The sequence below is a fragment of the Streptomyces sp. NBC_01381 genome, from assembly GCF_026340305.1.
Classification (GTDB): Bacteria; Actinomycetota; Actinomycetes; order Streptomycetales; family Streptomycetaceae; genus Streptomyces.
Map to the genome: position 1 here is coordinate 621,969 of NZ_JAPEPI010000003.1, position 15,752 is coordinate 637,720.

Consider the following 15,752-nt stretch of genomic DNA (forward strand, 5'->3'; position numbering starts at 1 on the left):
GCCGGGCGACGGTGTCCGACCGCGGCCGAGGTTGCGAACATAGCATCCGCACAATCCGCAACATTCGCAGATCCACAGCCTGGAGATGTACGGATTCCGCAGGTTTGAGCGGTGGTCCGAAGGCCGGCGCGCGGGCAGGCTCAGACACGTAGGAACCGCCGGACCACCACGACGGCCGGAACGCGCCAGGAGTGCCACACGGCTCGAACCGGCAGATGTGCCACACCGGCCCGAACCCGCCCGGCCCGCCGACGCCGGAACCGTCAAAAGCCGCCCGCCACCGAGGAGTCCCGTGATCGAGCACCACGTCCGCGTCCACCCCAGCGCCGACCGCCTCCCGCGCGAGGACCAGCTCGCCTGGAAACTCGCCTCCGTGGCCACCGCCACCGAGGAGCTGGACGCCGAGAGCGTCGCGATGGCCGTCAACCGGGTCATCGACAACGCCTCGGTCGCCATCGCCTCGCTCCAGCGCCGCCCGGTGGCCGTGGCCCGCGCCCAGGCAACCGCCCATCGCGGCGGCACGGCGGGCGCCTGCACGGCGGGCGCCTCGGTCTTCGGCAGCCGCGCCCGCGTCTCACCGGAGTGGGCGGCGTGGGCCAACGGCACCGCGGTACGCGAACTCGACTTCCACGACACCTACTTGGCCGCCGACTACTCCCACCCGGGCGACAACATCCCGCCGCTGCTCGCCGTGGCCCAGCACACCGGCCGCACCGGCGCCGACCTGCTGCGCGCAATCATCACCGCGTACGAGATCCATGTCGCCCTGGTCAAGGGCATCTGTCTGCACGAGCACCGCATCGATCACGTCGCCCACCTCAGCGCCGCCACCGCCGGCGGACTCGGCGCGCTGCTGCGGCTGCCCACCGAGACGGTGTACCAGGCGGTCCAGCAGGCGGTGCACACCACGACCGCGACGCGGCAGTCCCGCAAGGGCGAGATCTCCAGCTGGAAGGCGTACGCGCCCGCCTTCGCCGGCAAGGCCGCCATCGAGGCCGTCGACCGGGCGATGCGCGGCGAGACCGCCCCGTCGCCGATCTACGAAGGCGAGGACGGCTTCCTGGCCTGGATGCTGGACGGCCCCGATTCCGACTACACCGTGCTGCTCCCCGAGCCCGGCGAAGCAAGGCGCGCGATCCTCGACACGTACACCAAGGAGCACTCCGCCGAGTACCAGGCGCAGGCGATCATCGACCTCGCGCGACGGCTGCGGGAGAAGACCGGCCCTCTGGAGCGGGTGCGTTCGGTGGTCCTGCACACCAGCCACCACACCCATCACGTGATCGGCTCCGGTGCGAACGATCCGCAGAAGTACGACCCCACGGCCAGCCGCGAGACCCTCGACCATTCGGTGCCGTACATCTTCACGGTCGCCCTGGAGGACGGCACCTGGCACCACGAGCGCTCCTACGCACCCGAGCGTGCCCGGCGCCCGGAGACCGTCGAACTGTGGCGGAAGATCACCACCGTCGAGGACCCGCGGTGGACCCGTCGCTATCACGACCCCGACCCGGAACGCCGTGCCTTCGGCGGGCGTGCCGTGATCACCCTGGAGGACGGTTCGGTGATCGAGGACGAGCTCGCCCTCGCCGACGCCCACCCGGCCGGTGCCCGCCCCTTCGGCCGGCCGGCCTACGCGCGCAAGTTCCGCACGCTGGCCGAAGGCGTCGTCACGCCCGACGCCCAGGACCGTTTCCTGGCCGCCGCCGAGCACCTCGCCGAGCTGGGCTCGCCCGACCTCGACGGGCTGTTCCCGGCCGTCGACACGGATGCTGTCGCCGCACACGACGCGCGCCTGCCGAAGGGCCTGTTCTGATGCCACAGCCCCAGGTACCTGACACCCGCCTGCTGCACACCCGTACCACTGCGGCCGGGCGCCGCCGCGCCTTCCGCGCCCAACTCGCCTCCGGCCGCCTGCTGTCCATGCCCGGCGCCATCAACCCGCTCTCCGCCCGCCTCATCCAGGACACCGGCTTCGACGCCGCCTACCTCTCGGGCGCGGTGCTCGCCGCCGACCTCGGCCTGCCCGACATCGGCCTCACCACCTCCACCGAGATCGCCGCCCGCGCCCAGCAGCACACCCGCGTCACCGACCTGCCCGTCCTCATCGACGCCGACACCGGCTTCGGCGAGCCGATGAACGCGGCCCGTACCGTGCAGTTGATGGAGGACGCGGGACTCGCGGGACTGCACCTGGAGGACCAGGTCAATCCGAAACGGTGCGGCCACCTCGACGGCAAGAGCGTCGCGCCCCGGGCGGAGATGGTCCGCCGGATCCGGGCCGCCGTGGACGCCCGTCGCGATCCGGACTTCCTGCTGATGGCCCGCACCGACGCCCGGTCCGTCGAGGGCCTGGACGCGGCGATCGACCGTGCGAAGGCGTACGTGGACGCGGGCGCCGACGCGATCTTCCCCGAAGCACTCACCGGTGAGGCCGAGTTCGAGGCGTTCCGCAAGGCCGTGGACGTACCCCTGCTCGCGAACCTGACCGAGTTCGGCAAGACCCCTCTGCTCAACACGCGCACGCTGGAGAACCTCGGCTTCAACATCGCCCTCTACCCGGTCACGCTGCTGCGCATCGCGATGGGCGCCGTCGAGGACGGGCTGCGGACGATCGCCGCAGGTGGCACCCAGGAATCCCTCCTGCCCCACATGCAGACCCGATCGCGCCTGTACGAACTTCTCGGCTACGAGCAGTACGCGACCTTCGACTCGGCCGTCTTCGACTTCACGCTCCCGCCCGGCACCTGACGTACCCGGCGCAGACGTACCGCGCCGACTCACCTACCTGACGCACCGGAGGCACACCCATGTCCACCACCGCACCCGCGATCCACCGCGGCCTCGCCGGTGTCGTCGTCGACACCACCGAGATCTCCACGGTCATCCAGGAGACCAACTCCCTCACCTACCGCGGCTATCCGGTCCAGGACCTGGCAGCCCACCGCTCCTTCGAGGAGGTCGCCTACCTGCTGTGGCACGGCGAACTCCCCGATGCGGTCCAGCTCGCCGAGTTCCGGGCCCGCGAACGCGCGCTCCGCCCGCTGGACCGCACCACGTCCGAACTCCTGGCCCGCCTTCCCGAGACGTGCCACCCCATGGACGTCCTGCGCACGGCCGTGAGCTTCTTCGGCGCCGAGGACCCGACGGAGGACGACGACAGCCCTGCCGCGAACCGTGCCAAGTCCCTGACCCTGCTGGCGAAACTGCCCACGGTCGTCGCCGCCGATCAGCGCCGCCGCCGGGGCCTCGCCCCGATCGCGCCGGACCCCGGCCTCGGCCATGCCGAGAACTTCTTCCACATGTGCTTCGGCAGTGTGCCCGCTCCCGAGGTGGTCCGCTGCTTCGAGATCTCCCTCACGCTGTACGCCGAACACAGCTTCAACGCCTCGACGTTCACGGCCAGGGTCGTCACGTCCACGCTCTCCGATCTCTACAGCGCGGTCACCGCGGCGATCGGTGCGCTGAAGGGACCGCTGCACGGCGGCGCCAACGAGGCCGTGATGCACATGCTGAACGAGATCGACGACCCTCGACGCGCCGAGCAGTGGCTGCAGGAGGCACTGGCCGCCAAGCGGAAGATCATGGGGTTCGGCCACCGCGCGTACAAGCACGGCGACTCCCGCGTCCCGATCATGCAGGAGGCCCTCGACCGCCTGGTCACCCGCGCCGCCGACCCGGAAACGACCCGCATGGCGACCCTGCACACGGCATTGCGGCACGCCATGCTCTCCGCCAAGGACATCCACCCCAACCTGGACTATCCGGCCGGACTCGCCTACCACTTGATGGGTTTCGACATCCCGGCCTTCACCCCGATCTTCGTGATGAGCCGGATCACCGGCTGGACCGCGCACATCACCGAACAGCTCGCCCACAACGCGCTGATCCGCCCCTTGGCCTCCTATGACGGGCCCGCCCAGCGGCCCGTGCCGTCGACTCTGTAGCCGTCGGCCTCAACCGTCGTCACCGTATTGTTCATGCGAGGAACGGGACGCGTTCCGTGCACACCTCATTGCCGCTTCGACCCGGACCGCGTCAACCGTGTCGGGAACCCTGTGCACCCGCACCGCCCAGGCGCCCTGCGCTGCGGCCAGTGCCGAGACGGCGGCGGTGGCCGCGTCACGCTCCTTCGCCGGCCGGAGAGAACCAGAGTCCGGATCGGCGAGCAGCGTGCCGAGGAATCGCTTGCGGGACGCGGCGATCAGGACGGGCCGGCCCAGGTGCGCGAACGCGTCCACCTCCGCCAGCACGGCCCAGTCGTGCTCACGGGTCTTGGCGAATCCCAACCCGGGGTCGACGATCACTTGGGCGGGATCGACTCCTGCCGAGACGACCACGTCGATCTGGCGCTCGATCTCCTTCACCACCTCGCCCGCGACGTCCTCGTAGACGGCCAACTCATCCATGCCGTCCGAGAAGCCGCGCCAGTGCATCACGACGAACGGAACTCCGGTGCGGGCAGCGGCCCGAGCCATCGCCGGGTCCGCGCGGCCGCCGCTGACGTCGTTGATGAGGCAGGCACCCGCGTCCACCGCGGCCCGAGCCACGTCCGCCCGCATCGTGTCCACGCTCACCAGCGCGCCGCCCTCCACCAAGCCCCGCACCACGGGAAGGACCCGCCGCAGTTCCTCCTCGCAGGTGATGCGCACGGCGCCCGGACGCGTCGACTCGCCTCCCACGTCCACCAAGTCCGCGCCCTCGGCGACCATCTTCAGCCCGCGAGCGACCGCGCGGCCGGGATCCAGCCAGAGCCCGCCGTCGGAGAACGAGTCCGGGGTGACGTTGAGGATCCCCATGACCGCGCAGCGCCCCCAGTCGGGGAGGCCGGGCAGGCGTTGGCGGTCCGTGCTCATGAGGAGACCTCGACGGGACTGCACACACCTGCCGCGTGCGCCGCCGGCTCCTCGTCCGCGCCGGGCAGCATCACTTGAACGTGGTCGAGGAGCACCCCGACCACCTCGTCCAGGTCGATCCGCTTCTCGACGGCCCGCAGTTGGGGCAGCCCCGCCCTCGTAGTGACACGCGGCGGGGCGAGCAACTGGCAGCAGTCCTCGTCCGGCAGCACCGAGATGTCCGCCGTACCGATGGCGCGTGCCTCGTCGATGATCTCCTGCTTGTCCCAGCCGAGGAGCGGGCGCAGCACCGGCAGCGTCGCCGCTTCGTCCACCGCCGCCATGTTCGCCAGGGTCTGGCTGGCGACCTGACCGAGGCTGTCGCCGGTGACGAGCGCTTCGGCCCCGGTGCGGGCGGCCAGTGCCGAGGCCGTGCGGATCATGAGCCGACGCTGCGCCACGACCTGAAGGCGTCCCGCACCCGCGACGGCGAGCTGCTTCTGGGCCTTGCCGAGCGCGATCACGTGCAGCCGGCCCGGCGGCTGATGGCGGTTGAGCTCGCGGGCCAGAGCGTACGCCTTGTACACGGACGACGGATTTGTGTACGGGGCTCCGCTGAAGTGCACGAAGTCGCAGGCGAGGCCCCGGCGCATGGCCCGAAGACCGGCAACCGGGGAATCGTAGCCACCGGACAGGAGGACCAGGGCCCGCCCGCTGGAGCCGACGGGCAGCCCCGTCAGGCCCGGCAGGCGGGTCCAGGACAGATAGGTCTCCTTGCGGTCGATCTCGATCGACAGCAGGACTTCGGGCCGTTTCAGTTCCACGGGCAGGTGCGGCAACGCCTCCTTCACCCGGGCACCCACGTACGCCGCCACCTCGGACGACTTCAGCGGGAACTGCTTGTCCCTGCGCCGGGCCCGTACGGCGAAACTGCGTACGGGCCCGAGCGCGGCCAGATCTCGGAGAGCTTCGACGCCCGCCCGGGTCACGTCGTCGAGTGTGCTGGGGACGCGGACGGCCGGCTCGACGCTGTTGAAGCCGACGACCCGCCGAGCCCGCTCCACCAGGGCGTCGCGCGGGACCTGGCCGCCCAGGACGGTCACGTTCTGGGCGGTCTTGATCCAGGTGGAGCCGCCGATGCCGCGCAGGGCGACGCGGAGGTTGTCGTGCAGCCGCTCGGTGAAGCGATGGCGGTTGCGCCCCTTGAGGAAGATCTCGCCGTGCTTGAGCAGTACGCACGGACCGTACGACGCCTGGCTCCGCGGAGCGGGCACCATGGGTTGGCCGGACATCGGATCAGAAGTCCCAGTCCTCGTCGTCGGTTTCTTCCGCCTTGCCCATGACGTAGGAGGAACCGGAGCCGGAGAAGAAGTCGTGGTTCTCGTCCGCGCCCGGCGACAGCGCCGCGAGGATCTCCGGGTTGACCTCGGTCTCGTGCGCGCCGAAGCGGGCCGGGTAACCGAGGTTCATCAGCGCCTTGTTGGCGTTGTAGCGGACGAAGACGGCCACGTCGTCCATCAGCCCGAGCGGCTCGTAAAGCTCGCCCGAATACTGGAGCTCCAGCTGGTACAGCTCCTCCAGGAGGGCGTACGTGAAGTCCCGCATCGCCTCCTGCTCGGCCGCCGACCGCTGCTCCAGGCCGCGCTGGTACTTGTAGCCGGAGTAGTAGCCGTGGACCGCCTTGTCGCGCAGGATCAGGCGGATCATGTCGGCGGTGTTGGTGAGCAGGGCGTGCGTCGAGAAGTGCAGCGGCAGGTAGAAGCCCGCGTACAGCAGCAGAGAGGACAGCAGCGTGGAGGCGACCTTCCGCTTGAGCGGGTCGTCGCCGTAGTAGTGCCGCAGGACCGTCTTGCAGCGTTGCTGCAGTACGTCGTTGTCCACGGCCCAGCGGTACGCGTCGTCGATCTCCGGCGTGTTGGAGAGCGTCGAGAAGACCGACGAATAGCTGCGCGCGTGCACGGCCTGCATGAAGGCGATGTTGGTGTAGACCGCCTCCTCGTGCTCGGTGCGCGCGTCCTGGATCTGCACGATCTCGCCGACCGTCGCCTGCACGGTGTCGAGCATGGTCAGACCGGTGAACACCCGCATGGTCAGGGTGCGTTCGTCGGCGGTGAGCCGCTGCTGCCAGGCGCCCACGTCGTTGGAGAGCGGGACCTTCTCGGGCAGCCAGAAGTTGCTGGTGAGCCGGTTCCACACCTCCAGGTCCTTCTCGTCGGTGACGCGGTTCCAGTTGACCGGCCGCAGCCGGGCGGCGGGGTCGTGGCGGTAGGACGGGGGCGTGACCGACAGGTCGGTCAGCGGGGCGGGGGTGGTGGTCATGGTGTGCGCTTCCACAGGCTCGGGGCTTCCACGGGTTCCGGGGGCGGGCGGTCTCACAGGGCGCAGGACAGGCAGTTCTCGATCTCGGTGCCTTCCAGGGCCTCCTGGCGCAGCCGGATGTAGTAGAGGGTCTTGATGCCCTTGCGCCAGGCTTGGATCTGCGCCTTGTTGAGGTCGCGCGTGGTGGCCGTGTCCCGGAAGAACAGCGTGCAGCTCAGGCCCTGGTCGACGTGCTGGGTGGCCGCCGCGTACGTGTCGATGATCTTCTCCGCGCCGATCTCGTACGCATCCTGGAAGTACTCCAGGTTGTCGTTGTCCATGTGCGGCGCCGGGTAGTAGACGCGGCCGAGCTTGCCCTCCTTGCGGATCTCCACCCGGGAGGCGATCGGATGGATGGAGGCGGTGGCGTCGTTGATGTAGCTGATGGAGCCGGTGGGCGGGACGGCCTGGAGGTACTGGTTGTAGATGCCGTGTTCCCGTACGGACTCCCGCAGTTGACGCCAGTCGCCCTGGTCCGGCAGCTGCACCCCTGCCTCCGCGAACAGCACGCGTACGCGCTCGGTGGCCGGCGCCCACAGCTGCTCGGTGTACTTGTCGAAGTACGAGCCGTCGGCGTACGCGGAGTGCTCGAACCCGTCGAAGGCGGTACCCCGCTCGATGGCGATCCGGTTCGAGGCGCGCAGCGCGTGGTAGGCGACGGCGTAGAAGTACATGCTCGTGAAGTCGACGCCCTCCTCGCTGCCGTAGTGGATGCGCTGCGAGGCGAGACAGCCGTGCAGGTTCATCTGGCCCAGGCCGATGGCGTGCGAGAGGTCGTTGCCGTGGGCCACGGACGGCACGGCGTCGATGTCCGACTGGTCGGACACGGAGGTCAGGCCGCGTACCGCCGTCTCCACCGTCGCGCCGAGGTCCGGGGAGGCCATCGCGGCGGCGATGTTCATCGAGCCCAGGTTGCAGGAGATGTCCTTGCCGACGGTCTCGTAGCCGAGTGAAGTGTCGTACGTGCTGGGCGTGTTGACCTGGAGGATCTCCGAGCACAGGTTGGACATGTTGATCCAGCCGGGGATCGGGTTGGCCCGGTTCACCGTGTCCTCGAACAGCAGGTACGCGTAGCCGGACTCGAACTGCAGCTCCGCGATCGTCTTGAAGAACTCGCGGGCACTGAGCGTGGTCTTGCGGATGCGCGGGTTGGCCACGAGATCGTCGTAGTGCTCGCTGACCGACAGGTCGGAGAGCGGCTTTCCGTACTCGCGCTCCACGTCGTAGGGCGAGAACAGGTGCATGTCCTCGTTGCGCTTGGCGAGTTCGAAGGTGATGTCGGGGACGACGACGCCGAGGGAGAGGGTCTTGATGCGGATCTTCTCGTCCGCGTTCTCCCGCTTGGTGTCCAGGAACCGCATGATGTCCGGGTGGTGGGCGTGCAGGTACACGGCGCCCGCACCCTGTCGCGCGCCGAGCTGGTTGGCGTACGAGAAGGAGTCCTCGAGCAGCTTCATCACCGGCACGACACCGGACGACTGGTTCTCGATCTTCTTGATCGGGGCGCCCTGCTCGCGCAGGTTCGTCAGGAGCAGTGCGACGCCGCCGCCGCGCTTGGACAGCTGCAGCGCGGAGTTGATGCCCCGGCCGATCGACTCCAGGTTGTCCTCCACGCGCAGGAGGAAGCAGGAGACCAGCTCGCCGCGCTGGGCCTTTCCGGCGTTGAGGAAGGTGGGCGTGGCCGGCTGGAAGCGGCCGGTCATCATCTCGTCCACGAGCCGGGAGGCCAACTGCTCGTCGCCGGCGCCGAGATACAGGGCGGTGGCGACGACCCGGTCCTCGTACCGCTCCAGGTAGCGGGAGCCGTCGAAGGTCTTCAGCGTGTACGAGGTGTAGTACTTGAAGGCGCCGAGGAAGGTGCGGAATCGGTGCTCGTGGGCGTAAGCCTGCCGGTACAGGCCCTCCAGGAACGCCCAGTCGTAGCGCCGGATCGGATCGGCTTCGTAGTAGTCGTTGTCGATCAGGTAGTCGATCTTCTCCCGCAGCGTCGGGAACTCCACCGTCTGGGGGTTCACGTGCTGGAGGAAGTACTGGCGCACGGCCTCGCGGTCCTGGTCGAACTGGATGCGGCCGTCGCAGTCGTACAGGTTCAGCATCGCGTTGAGCGCGTGGTAGTCCTTGCGCGTCCCGACCGACTCGCGCTCCTGTGCCGCGGGAATCGTGACCGCCGTGGTGAGGGTGCTCATGCCACTCGCCTCGTCCGCTCCAGTTGCCCCGTCGCTGAGTGTCGTGTCCAAAACGTCTGCAGTCCTTCCCTGACGGCGCGGACGTCCTGGTCCGTGCCGAGGAGTTCGAATCGGTACAGCTCCGGGACCCCGCATTTGGCCGAGATGACCCGGCCGGCCAGGCAGTAGTCCGCGCCGAAGTTGGTGTTGCCGGAAGCGATGACCCCGCGCAGGAGCTCCCGGTTGGCCTCGATGTTCAGGAAGCGGATCACCTGCTTGGGCACCGCTCCCGCGCGCTCGCCGCCGCCGTAGGTCGGCACGATCAGCACGTACGGGTCGGTGACCTCGGGCATGCCGTCGCGACGCGGGTGCAGGGGAATGCGTGTCGCGGGCAGGCCCAGCTTCTCGACGAAACGCTTGGTGTTCTCCGAGACGCTGGAGAAATACACGAGACGGCACATCAGCCTCGCCTCCTCTCGCTCGTTCCCGTCTCAAGTCCGAGGACCGGGTGGGGAGAGGGCGGCGCGCGAGGCGGGCATCGGGACGGCGGCACACGAGGGCACACCGGACCGGAAGTCCGAACGACGGCCACGCGGCCCTCCCTCGGGGCCTCGGAGCGCGCACACCGCCGGTCGGCGTACGCACCAGTGGCAGGTCTTCGGACTCACGGGCGCACTCTCCGTGTCCGGAGAGTTCCTACTGGCCGTCGCTTCCCAAGCCCCGTTCATGCGGCTCAGTGCGTGTGACGGCGGTCGTTCCCGCTCACCGCTGCGGGGCAGTCCCGGATTTCCACCGGGTTCCCTCTTGCCTCGCCGGACACGTGAGTACCCGGCGAACCACCAGCGAGGGCAACACTACATCTAGTTGGCGCGGCGGCAAGGCCGGCCAGATGTTGTGTCGCACGCTTGCGATGCGCGACTTACTAAGGTAAGCCTTACTAGCGGGTTCCCGGGGTCGGTCAGGGCTCGTTGCGGAGCTTGGCGCCCCGGCCGCCGGCGACTCTGCGCGCGCGTCGGACACGCTCCGGCAGGTCGGCGAGCAGACCGTCGAGATCGTCACTCCGGCCGTCTTCCGCGAGCGCGTCGCCCAACTCTTCGACGAAGTCCGTCAGATCGGCCAAAGCGTCTCTCACGGAGCGCAGCCTGACGCCTTGGGCGCCGAGCTGCCTGCGCATGGCCAGCAAGTTCTCCAAGTCGTGGTCGGTCAGGGCCACCAACGGCTCGCCGTCGACGACCACATGACGTGGCTCCCTCTTCACAGCTGCGCCTTCCCCCCTGCGGCGGACGAACAGTGACCCCATCGGGAGGAGGGCCGGGAGGAGCAGGCAGCCCCTCCCGGCCCTCGGCTCACCTCAGGACTCCGGAAGTTCCGACCGTACGGTGCGGGCCGCGGTGACCAGGTTCTCCAGGGATGCCCTGGTCTCGGTCCAGCCGCGGGTCTTCAGGCCGCAGTCGGGGTTGACCCACAGCCGCTCGGCCGGGATGGCTTCCAGTCCTGTACGCAGCAGAGCGGCCGCTTCCTCGGTGCTTGGCACGCGCGGGGAGTGGATGTCGTAGACGCCGGGTCCGGCCTCTCGGGGGTAACCGTGCGCGGCCAGCTCCCGGGCGACCTGCATGTGCGAGCGCGCGGCTTCCAGACTGATGACGTCGGCGTCGAGGTCGTCGATGGCCTGGACGATGTCGCCGAACTCGGCGTAGCACATGTGCGTGTGGATCTGGGTCTCGTCGCGTACGCCGCTGGTGCTGAGGCGGAAGGATTCCGTGGCCCAGTCCAGGTAGGCGGGGTGGTCGGCCGCTCGCAACGGCAGCGTCTCGCGCAGGGCGGGCTCGTCGACCTGGATGACCGAAGTGCCCGCCGCCTCCAGGTCGTTGACCTCGTCGCGCAGGGCGAGGGCGACCTGGCGGGCGGTGTCGCCGAGGGGCTGGTCGTCGCGGACGAAGGACCAGGCGAGCATGGTGACAGGACCGGTGAGCATGCCCTTGACCGGCTTCGACGTCAGGGACTGGGCGTACGAGGTCCAGCGCACCGTCATCGGCTCGGGCCGGGAGATGTCCCCGGCGAGGACCGGCGGTCGCACATAACGGGTGCCGTACGACTGGACCCAGCCGTGCTGCGTGGCCAGGTAGCCCGTCAGCTGTTCGGCGAAGTACTGGACCATGTCGTTGCGTTCGGGCTCGCCGTGCACCAGGACGTCGATGCCGGTCTTCTCCTGGAAGGAGATGACCTCCTGGATTTCAGTCTTGATGCGCTCCTCGTAACCCGCGGTGTCGATGCGTCCGTTGCGCAGGTCGGCGCGGGCGGTACGCAGTTCGGTGGTCTGCGGGAAGGAACCGATGGTCGTGGTCGGCAGGAGCGGCAGACCGAGGTGGGCGCGCTGGGCTTCGGCCCGCGCGGTGTAGGGCTTGGAGCGTCGGCCGTCCGTGTCGGTGACGGCGGCGGCCCGGGCTCGTACGGCCTCGTCGTGAGTGATGGGCGAGGCGGCCCGGGAGGCCAGGTCGGCGCGGTTGGCGGCGAGTTCGGCGGTGATGATGCCGGTGCCGCCCGCGAGTCCCTTGGCGAGGGTGACGAGCTCGGCGGTCTTCTGTTTGGCGAAGGCCAGCCAGCGCAGGATCTGCGGCTCGATGTCCCGCTCGGCCGACGCGTCCAGGGGTACGTGAAGGAGCGAGCAGGAGGCCGCCACGTCCACCCGGTCGGCGAGACCGAGCAGCGTGCCCAGGGTCGCGAGCGACTTCTCCAGGTCGTTGATCCAGATGTTGCGGCCGTTGACGACGCCCGCGACCAGGCGCTTGCCGGGCAGCCCGCCCACGGCGGCCAGCGCGTCCAGGTTGGCGGCCGCCGCCTCGGTGAAGTCCAGAGCCAGGCCCTCGACCGGCGCCTTGGCCAGGATCGGCAGGGCTTCGCCGAGCCGGTCGAAGTAGGAGGCGACGAGGAGCTTCGACCGGTCGGTGAGGGCCCCGAGGTCGCGATAGGCGCGCCCGGCGGCGTTCAGCTCGGCGGGGGTGCGGTCCTGGACCAGCGCGGGCTCGTCCAGCTGAACCCACTCGGCCCCGGCCGCGCGCAGGTCCGAGAGGACCTCGGCGTACACGGGAAGAAGCCGGTCGAGGAGTGTGAGCGGGTCGAAGTCCGCGGCCACGCCCGGGGCGGGCTTGGCGAGCAGGAGGTACGTGACGGGTCCCACGAGCACGGGCCGGGCGGTCAGACCCAGCGCGATGGCCTCACGGAGCTCCGCGACCTGCTTGGTCGAGTCGGCCGTGAACACCGTGTCCGGGCCCAGTTCCGGGACCAGGTAGTGGTAGTTGGTGTCGAACCACTTGGTCATCTCCAAGGGCGCCACGTCCTGGTTGCCCCGGGCCATCGCGAAGAAGCCGTCGAGTGCGTCGGCTTCGACGGCCGCCCTGTGCCGGGCAGGGATCGCGCCGACCATGACGGTCGTGTCGAGGACGTGGTCGTAGTACGAGAAGTCACCGGTGGGCACTTCGTGGATGCCGGCCTCGGCGAGCTGCTGCCAGTTGGTACGGCGCAGATCGCGGGCGGTCTCCTTCAGGGCGTCCGCGGTGACGCGGCCCTTCCAGTAGCCCTCGATGGCCTTCTTCAGTTCACGGTTCTGGCCCTGACGGGGGTAGCCGTACACGGTGGCGCGTGCTGCCGCGGCTGCGGACTCGGTGGTCACGGAGATCTCCTTCACGAGATGAATCCCTGAGGTCCCGATGACGGACCAGGGCGCGAAGGGGTGACAAACCGAACGGAACAGCCGCACCCGGATGGGTACGTGTCCGTTGCAGATGGTCGCCGACCCGCCCTCGAGGTCACCGGGATTCCGCGCACGAACGGTCGCGCGCGGGCAACGGGCAGGTCTTCGGACTCGCGAGCACGTCCTCCGTGTGGAGGACACCTACTGGCCGTCGCTTCCCAGACCCGGCCGGGCCCAGTGCATGTGACGGCGGTCGTTCCCGCTCACCGCTGCGGGGCAGTCCCGGATTCCCACCGGGTTCCCTCTTACGACGCGTCCCGCCTGGCGGACGGGGCGAACCAGCTGCCCGGCCAGACTAGACGCAGTCGCTCGTCAGCGGATCAGCGGGTCACATGGCGGACGGTGAGATGCAGCATGGTTTCGCGGTCCTTGCCTCTTGGTACGCGCCCTCTTCCTGGCGCCTCAGCGATTCGGATCTGGACGCGACGGTGTCCAGGCCGATCAGGTCGGCCAGCTTGAGCGGACGCATAGGGTGGGCGCAGCCGAGCTCCATGCCGGCGTCCACGTCGGTGGCCGTGGCGAAGCCGGACTCGGCCATCCTGATCGCCGAGAGGAGGTGCGGGATGAGCAGCGCGTTGACGACGAACCCGGCCCGGTCCTGTGAACGGACCACGCTCTCGCCCAGGACGTGGGTGCCGAAGTCCCGTGCCGTCTCGGCCACTTGGGGGGCCGTGTGCAGTGAAGTCACGATCTCGACCAGGGGCGGCACAGGTACCGGGTTGAAGAAGCGCAGGCCGAGCACCTGGTCGGCCCGCTGGGTGACCATGCCGAGGCGCATCACCGGGATCGAGGAGGTATTGGTGGCCAGGATCGCCTCCGGATCTTCGACGATCTTGTCCAGGGCGGCGAAGACCTCCGTCTTGGCCTCGGTGTTCTCCACGACGGCCTCGATGACGAGCTGCCGGTCGGCCAGGTCGTCGAGCGTGCCGGTGAAGGTCAGGCGCGCGAGCGTGTGCTCGGCGCCAAGGCGGTCGAGTTTGCCACGTTCCACTGCCCGTTCGAGGGAGGCCGCGATGCGCTCGCGGGCCGCGCGGGCGGCGAGCGCGTCCGCCTCGCACAAAGACGTCGCGGCACGCGGGCGCGAGCGCCGGGTGGGCGCCCCAGGAGCCGTCGAAGCCGTCCTCGGCCTCACGTTCCTTGTCGAGCCGGACCTTGGCGAAGGCGGCCTCGTTGACTTCCGGGGCCTTGTCCGGGACCTGGGCCGCCATACCCGCGATGGCATGCGCGCCGCGCTTGTGGCAGGTGCGGACCAGGAGTGCGGTGTAGGCGCGCATGAAGGGGGCGGGCATGGTGACCTTGGCCCGGTCGGGCAGGACGAAGACGTCGTTCCACAGCCGCGCCTCGTCCTGGTTCTCCAGCTTGGGCAGGTAGAAGTACGGGCCGTACCCCGCGTCGATCTGCCCGGACGAGCCGAGCAACGCGTAGACGGTCATCGCGGGCAGGGCCGCCCACAGACCGGTGATCGGAGGCAGACCGGCCAGCACGGCGTAAGCCATCACCTGGGGGATCAGATACGCGGCCACGGTGAGGCCGGCGAGCAGATCACCTCGCAGATCCGCACGCCGGTAGTGGGCCAGAACCGTCAGTCCCGGCGCCACTCGGCCCAGAAAGGCAGCGCCTCGTCGGCGCGGCTCGGCCATGGGCGCCGCCGCCTTCCCTGTGCGAGAGCTGCTTCGCTGTTCAGCGTGTGCCCGGCCGTGGTGACGACGCATGGACCTGTCGGTCCCGCAGTGGGGTACACCCGGCCCCGTCGAACACGCCGGAACGGGGCGACCATGGAAGCAGAAGTACGCAGGCACACGAAGGACGCTGTCTGGAGGCACCCGCCGTGGACCTCTCCGCGATCGCCCCGGACGCCCTGCGCCAGGACACCGGCGCACCGCCCGAACACGCCAGGCCGGCCCTCCTGACCTTCCTCGGCGGAGTGGGAACGGTCACCGGCAGCAAGTTCCTGGTCGAGAGCGACCACGCACGGATCATGGTCGACTGCGGTCTGTTCCAGGAGCCCGCGGAGCTGCGGCGCCGCAACTGGCGTCGTCCCTCCTACGAGGCGTCGTCGATTCGGTCGGTGGTGCTGACGCACGCGCACCTCGACCATTGCGGATATCTCCCCCGTCTTGTCCGCAACGGCTTCCGCGGGCAGATCGTGACCAGCGCGTACACCGCGAGGCTCGCCGAGATCGTGCTCCGCGACTCCGCCCAGCTGCAGATGGAGACGGCCGACCATGCCAACCGCCACAGCTGGTCGCGACACGACCCGGCCCGGCCGCTCCACACCGACGAGGACGTCGACCGCACGCTCGCGCTCTTCGACCCTGTACGGACCGGCGCTGTCACCGAGATCGCCGAGGACACCTGGCTCCGGCTGTACCGCGCCGGGCACATCCTCGGTTCCAGCTGGGCCCATCTGACGCTGGAGGACGGGCACACACTCGCTGTCAGCGGGGACCTGGGACGTCCGGGGCACCCGTTGCTGCGCCCTCCGGAGCCGTTCTCCGGCGCCGACGCTCTGCTGATGGAGTCGACCTACGGCAACCGGGAGCACGAAGACTCCGCCGAGCCCGAGGTCCTCGCCGACGTCATCGGACGGACCCTGGCCCGCAAGGGAACCGTGGTCATCCCGGCGTCGCGGCGGACCGCACC

Annotated in this window: 12 protein-coding genes, 1 pseudogene and 2 riboswitches; of the genes and pseudogenes, 4 read left to right on the forward strand and 9 right to left on the reverse strand. The window is 69.5% G+C overall.

Translation table 11 applies throughout. The annotated features are described in order from the left end of the window. Nucleotides 1–292 precede the first annotated feature (292 nt). From OG453_RS41160 to OG453_RS41170, 3 genes are read left to right on the forward strand one after another with little or no spacing between them, the layout of a single operon-like run. On the forward strand, nucleotides 293–1,816 hold the full coding sequence (locus tag OG453_RS41160; RefSeq protein WP_266873840.1) for an MmgE/PrpD family protein: 1,524 nt from the start codon (nucleotides 293–295) through the stop codon (nucleotides 1,814–1,816). Nucleotides 1,817–1,845: 29 nt separating this feature from the next. Further along, entirely contained in the window at nucleotides 1,846–2,751 is a 906-nt protein-coding gene (prpB, locus tag OG453_RS41165) for a methylisocitrate lyase (protein ID WP_266873906.1), read from the forward strand. Nucleotides 2,752–2,810: 59 nt separating this feature from the next. Next, complete coding sequence (locus OG453_RS41170) at nucleotides 2,811–3,947, forward strand: bifunctional 2-methylcitrate synthase/citrate synthase (protein ID WP_266873841.1); 1,137 nt, start codon at nucleotides 2,811–2,813, stop codon at nucleotides 3,945–3,947. 9 nt (nucleotides 3,948–3,956) lie between these two features. Here OG453_RS41170 and folP read toward each other — a convergent pair whose 3' ends face one another. The 9 genes and pseudogenes from folP to OG453_RS41215 all read right to left on the reverse strand — a co-directional run. Then, nucleotides 3,957–4,856 (reverse strand): dihydropteroate synthase, encoded by a 900-nt coding sequence (gene folP / locus OG453_RS41175; protein ID WP_266873843.1) that lies wholly within the window; start codon nucleotides 4,854–4,856, stop codon nucleotides 3,957–3,959. Then, the gene (gene thiI, locus OG453_RS41180) at nucleotides 4,853–6,127 is read right to left on the reverse strand and encodes a tRNA uracil 4-sulfurtransferase ThiI (protein ID WP_266873844.1); all 1,275 of its coding nucleotides are present in this window, start codon (nucleotides 6,125–6,127) and stop codon (nucleotides 4,853–4,855) included. Before thiI ends, folP begins: the two co-directional genes overlap by 4 nt. 4 nt (nucleotides 6,128–6,131) lie before the next feature. Further along, the gene (gene nrdF / locus OG453_RS41185; RefSeq protein WP_266873846.1) at nucleotides 6,132–7,154 is read right to left on the reverse strand and encodes a class 1b ribonucleoside-diphosphate reductase subunit beta; all 1,023 of its coding nucleotides are present in this window, start codon (nucleotides 7,152–7,154) and stop codon (nucleotides 6,132–6,134) included. Between the two features lie 53 nt (nucleotides 7,155–7,207). Continuing rightward, nucleotides 7,208–9,379, reverse strand: coding sequence for a class 1b ribonucleoside-diphosphate reductase subunit alpha (gene nrdE, locus OG453_RS41190; RefSeq protein WP_266873848.1), 2,172 nt, complete (start codon nucleotides 9,377–9,379; stop codon nucleotides 7,208–7,210). Continuing rightward, a complete protein-coding gene (nrdI, locus tag OG453_RS41195) occupies nucleotides 9,376–9,819 on the reverse strand; it encodes a class Ib ribonucleoside-diphosphate reductase assembly flavoprotein NrdI (protein ID WP_266873850.1) in 444 nt (147 codons plus the stop codon). The genes nrdE and nrdI overlap by 4 nt, the downstream gene beginning before the upstream one ends. Nucleotides 9,820–9,989: 170 nt before the next feature. Further along, nucleotides 9,990–10,214: riboswitch (cobalamin riboswitch) on the reverse strand. Between the two features lie 102 nt (nucleotides 10,215–10,316). After that, nucleotides 10,317–10,616 carry a hypothetical protein gene (locus tag OG453_RS41200; protein WP_266873852.1) on the reverse strand — a complete coding sequence of 100 codons (300 nt, stop codon included), beginning with the start codon at nucleotides 10,614–10,616 and terminating at the stop codon, nucleotides 10,317–10,319. 93 nt (nucleotides 10,617–10,709) lie between these two features. Then, entirely contained in the window at nucleotides 10,710–13,028 is a 2,319-nt protein-coding gene (gene metE, locus OG453_RS41205; protein WP_266873854.1) for a 5-methyltetrahydropteroyltriglutamate--homocysteine S-methyltransferase, read from the reverse strand. A 180-nt stretch (nucleotides 13,029–13,208) separates the two neighbouring features. Next, nucleotides 13,209–13,357: riboswitch (cobalamin riboswitch) on the reverse strand. A gap of 80 nt (nucleotides 13,358–13,437) precedes the next feature. Further along, nucleotides 13,438–14,169, reverse strand: a complete 732-nt coding sequence (locus OG453_RS41210) for a 3-hydroxybutyryl-CoA dehydrogenase (protein ID WP_266873907.1) — start codon at nucleotides 14,167–14,169, stop codon at nucleotides 13,438–13,440. 16 nt (nucleotides 14,170–14,185) lie between these two features. Then, nucleotides 14,186–14,821 (reverse strand): annotated as a pseudogene (locus OG453_RS41215) (SulP family inorganic anion transporter); the annotation flags it as partial. Nucleotides 14,822–14,937: 116 nt separating this feature from the next. On the opposite strand from OG453_RS41215, the gene OG453_RS41220 reads away from it, so the two are divergent. Beyond that, nucleotides 14,938–15,752 (forward strand): MBL fold metallo-hydrolase (locus OG453_RS41220; RefSeq protein WP_266873856.1); only part of this gene is annotated, 815 nt, incomplete at its 3' end.

Excerpts from the sequence above, each read along its gene's own strand:
- OG453_RS41170 (WP_266873841.1), top strand. The coding sequence starts at position 2,811 with ATGTCCACCACCGCACCCGCGATCCACCGCGGCCTCGCCGGTGTCGTC.
- folP (WP_266873843.1), bottom strand. The coding sequence starts at position 4,856 with ATGAGCACGGACCGCCAACGCCTGCCCGGCCTCCCCGACTGGGGGCGC.
- thiI (WP_266873844.1), bottom strand. The coding sequence starts at position 6,127 with ATGTCCGGCCAACCCATGGTGCCCGCTCCGCGGAGCCAGGCGTCGTAC.
- nrdF (WP_266873846.1), bottom strand. The coding sequence starts at position 7,154 with ATGACCACCACCCCCGCCCCGCTGACCGACCTGTCGGTCACGCCCCCG.
- nrdE (WP_266873848.1), bottom strand. The coding sequence starts at position 9,379 with ATGAGCACCCTCACCACGGCGGTCACGATTCCCGCGGCACAGGAGCGC.
- nrdI (WP_266873850.1), bottom strand. The coding sequence starts at position 9,819 with ATGTGCCGTCTCGTGTATTTCTCCAGCGTCTCGGAGAACACCAAGCGT.